Source organism: Mesorhizobium sp. M7A.F.Ca.US.002.01.1.1 (genome assembly GCF_004022955.1).
In the GTDB taxonomy this organism is placed as follows: domain Bacteria; phylum Pseudomonadota; class Alphaproteobacteria; order Rhizobiales; family Rhizobiaceae; genus Mesorhizobium; species Mesorhizobium ciceri.
On record NZ_RZQE01000567.1, the window covers coordinates 1 to 3,349 of the forward strand.

Genomic DNA, 3,349 nt, shown 5'->3' on the forward strand with positions numbered 1-3,349 from the left:
CCTTACCGGCGAGTTCGAAGCCTTGGTCGTGCCGGCGGAGTCGCCGTTCAAGACGGCCGCTGATTTCGTCGCCGCGCTCAAGGCCGGTCCGACAAAGGTTCCTGTCGCCGGCGGCTCCGCAGGCGGTTCCGATCACATCCTGTTCGGCCTGATTGCCAAGACTGTCGGCGTGCCGGCGACAAACCTGTCCTACGTGCCGTTCGCCGGCGGCGGTGAGGCGTTGTCGGCGCTGCTCGGCAACCAGGTCGCGGCCGGCATCTCCGGCTTTGGCGAGTTTTCCGAGCAGGTCAAGGCGGGCGCGCTGCGGCTGCTCGCCATCTCGGCAGACAAGCGCCAGGACGGCATCGATGCGCCGACGCTGAAGGAGGCCGGCATCGATGTCGAACTGTTCAACTGGCGCGGCGTCTTCGCACCGCCGGGTATTTCCGACGCCGACAAGGCAGCGATGATCACCCTGATCGAGACCATGGCCAAGAGCGACGCGTGGGCGACCGAATGCAAGAACCGCAACTGGACGCCGATCCTGCTCACCGGCGACGACTATGCGAAGTTCGTCACCGAGGATTCAGCCCGCATCGAGGCGATCCTGAAGGATCTCGGGCTCGCCTGATCCATCGTCATAGGGGCGGCGCAGGTCGCCCCTTCTCGCATGAAATGCAAGCCGGCATGACCCTGCGGTGGGGAGCAAGCATGCGGCGCCGGGCATTTTCGCCAACCATACTTGGCCAGCTCTCCTGGGGAGGACAATCATGAGCACCAGCGACCAGCAGCCGGCGCCGTCGCGGCTTGCCGTGCCGGAATTGTTGATAGGCATCGGGCTCCTGGCCTGCGCCGGCGCCGTTGCCTGGCAGACGCTGGCGATCCCGGTGTCGCCGCTCTACTCCAAGGTCGGCCCGACCGTCTTTCCCTACCTTACCATGGTTGGCCTGGTGGTACTTTCGCTGTTGCTCATCCTTGCCGCGCTTCGCGGCGGCTGGCAGCCGGAGGAGGAAAAGGAGACGCCGACCGACTGGAAGGCAATGGGCTTCGTCGTTATCGGCCTGATCGCCAATCTGCTGCTCATCCAACCGCTCGGCTTCACGGCGGCATCCGTCATCATGTTCGTGCTCGTCTGCTACGGCTTCGGCAGCAAGCGTACGCTGCGGGACGTCGTGCTCGGCCTTATCCTGGCGCTGGCCGCCTATTTCGGCTTCGCCAGGGCGCTCGGCGTCAACATCGGTGCCGGTTTCATCGAGAACCAGCTGAACACGGTCATCGATGCGTTCATCACCATGTTGAGGGGCTGACGCCATGGAAACGCTCGGACATCTGGCACATGGCTTCTCGGTCGCCTTCACCCCGGTCAACCTTCTGTGGTGCCTGCTCGGCACCACGCTTGGTACCGCCATCGGTGTGCTGCCCGGTCTTGGGCCGGCGCTGACCATCGCGCTGCTTTTGCCGATCACCTATCAGGTGGCGCCGGAGGCATCCTTCATCCTGTTTGCCGGCATCTATTACGGCGCCATGTACGGCGGCTCGACGACGTCGATCCTGCTCAACACGCCCGGCGAAAGCGCCACCATCGTCACCGCGCTGGAAGGCAACAGGATGGCGCGTTCCGGCCGCGGCGGTGCAGCCCTCGCCACCTCGGCGATCGGCTCGTTCGTCGCCGGCACGATCGGCACGATGGGCGTCGCTTTCCTGGCGCCGGTGGTGGTCAAATTCGCGCTGGCCTTCGGCCCGGCCGAATATTTCTCGCTGATGGTGCTGGCCTTCATCACCGTCTCGGCGGTGCTCGGCTCGTCTTCCGTTCGCGGCCTGACCAGCCTGTTCGCAGGCTTCGTCATCGGCATGATCGGCGTCGACCTGCAGACCGGCCAGCCGCGCTTCACCTTCGGCATGACCGAACTGCTCGACGGCGTCGACGTCATCATCGCCGCCGTTGGCCTGTTTGCCGTCGGCGAGACGCTGTACATGGCCTCGCGCCGCTATGCCGGCAAGGACGAGATCGTGCCGCTGAAGGGCTCGCTCTACATGACGGCGGCCGAGTGGGGACGTTCGTGGAAACCCTGGCTGCGCGGCGCCGCGATCGGCTTCCCGATCGGCGCCATGCCGGCGGGCGGCGCCGAAATCCCGACTTTCCTGTCCTATGCCATCGAAAAGAAGCTGTCGAAGCACAAGCAGGAGTTCGGCACGGTCGGCGCCATCGAAGGCGTTGCCGGCCCCGAGGCCGCCAACAATGCGTCCGCAGCCGGCGTGCTGGTGCCGATGCTGACGCTTGGCCTGCCGACCTCGGCGACGGCGGCGATCATGCTGTCGGCGTTCCAGAGCTACGGCATCAATCCCGGACCACTGCTTTTGACGACCCAGGGCGACCTCGTCTGGGGGCTGATCGCCAGCCTGTTCATCGCCAACGTCATCCTGGTCATCCTCAACCTGCCGCTGATCGGGCTGTGGGTGCGGCTGCTGAAAATCCCGGCGCCGCAGCTCTATGCCGGCATCCTGGTGTTCGCCACGGTCGGCACCTATGGCATTTCGCAATCGCCCATCGACCTCGTCATCCTCTATCTGCTGGGGGCCGCCGGTTTCCTGATGCGGCGGTTCGATTTTCCGACCGCGCCTGTCATCATCGGCATGATCCTTGGGCCGCTCGCCGAAACCCAGTTCCGCCGGGCGATGACCATCTCGAATGGCGACTGGTCCGTGTTCTACACCCACAAACTGTCGCTGACACTGCTGACGCTCGCCTTCATCGGCCTCGCCGGCCCGCATATCTGGGCCTTCATCGAGCATCGTCGTCGGCGCGGACCGGAGCATGTGCCCGGCGATGCCTGATCGATCCATGACGCCATGACAGAACTGCTTTCCGGTATTCGCGTCCTCGACCTGACCAATGTCCTGGCCGGTCCCTACTGTGCCTATCAGCTGGCGCTGCTGGGCGCCGACGTGATCAAGGTCGAGGCGCCGCAAGGCGGCGACCTCGCCCGCCAGCTCGGCGGCTCGCCGAAGCTGAACAGCGCCGGCATGGGCGCCTCGTTCCTGGCTCAGAACGCCGGCAAACGGTCGGTTGTGCTCGACCTCAAGAAGCAAGCCGATCGCGAGCGCTTTTTCGATCTGGTGGCCAGCGCCGACGCACTGGTGGAGAATTTCCGCCCCGGCGTGATGGATCGGCTGGGGCTTGGCTACGAGGCACTGAAGACGGTCCGTCCGGGCCTCGTCTATTGCGCGATATCGGGTTTCGGCCAGACCGGGCCAATGCGCGATAATCCTGCCTATGACCAGATCATCCAGGGCCTGTCTGGGATCATGAGCATCACCGGCACACCGGAAACGGCGCCGCTGCGGGTCGGCTATCCCGTCGCCGATACGC

The 3,349-nt window shown here is 65.1% G+C and carries 4 protein-coding genes; all 4 read left to right on the top strand.

Annotated elements, in window-relative coordinates; genetic code table 11:
* A partial coding sequence (locus EN932_RS32010) for a tripartite tricarboxylate transporter substrate-binding protein (RefSeq protein WP_164890724.1) occupies window positions 1-610 on the top strand: 610 nt, incomplete at its 5' end.
* A gap of 139 nt (window positions 611-749) precedes the next feature.
* A complete protein-coding gene (locus EN932_RS32015; RefSeq protein ID WP_027161342.1) occupies window positions 750-1,286 on the top strand; it encodes a tripartite tricarboxylate transporter TctB family protein in 537 nt (178 codons plus the stop codon).
* Between the two features lie 4 nt (window positions 1,287-1,290).
* Window positions 1,291-2,814 (top strand): tripartite tricarboxylate transporter permease, encoded by a 1,524-nt coding sequence (locus EN932_RS32020; RefSeq protein WP_013529613.1) that lies wholly within the window; start codon window positions 1,291-1,293, stop codon window positions 2,812-2,814.
* A 15-nt stretch (window positions 2,815-2,829) separates the two neighbouring features.
* On the top strand, window positions 2,830-3,349 hold a 520-nt coding region (locus EN932_RS32025; RefSeq protein ID WP_206618984.1), incomplete at its 3' end, for a CoA transferase.

Excerpts from the sequence above, each read along its gene's own strand:
- EN932_RS32015 (WP_027161342.1), top strand. The coding sequence starts at position 750 with ATGAGCACCAGCGACCAGCAGCCGGCGCCGTCGCGGCTTGCCGTGCCG.
- EN932_RS32020 (WP_013529613.1), top strand. The coding sequence starts at position 1,291 with ATGGAAACGCTCGGACATCTGGCACATGGCTTCTCGGTCGCCTTCACC.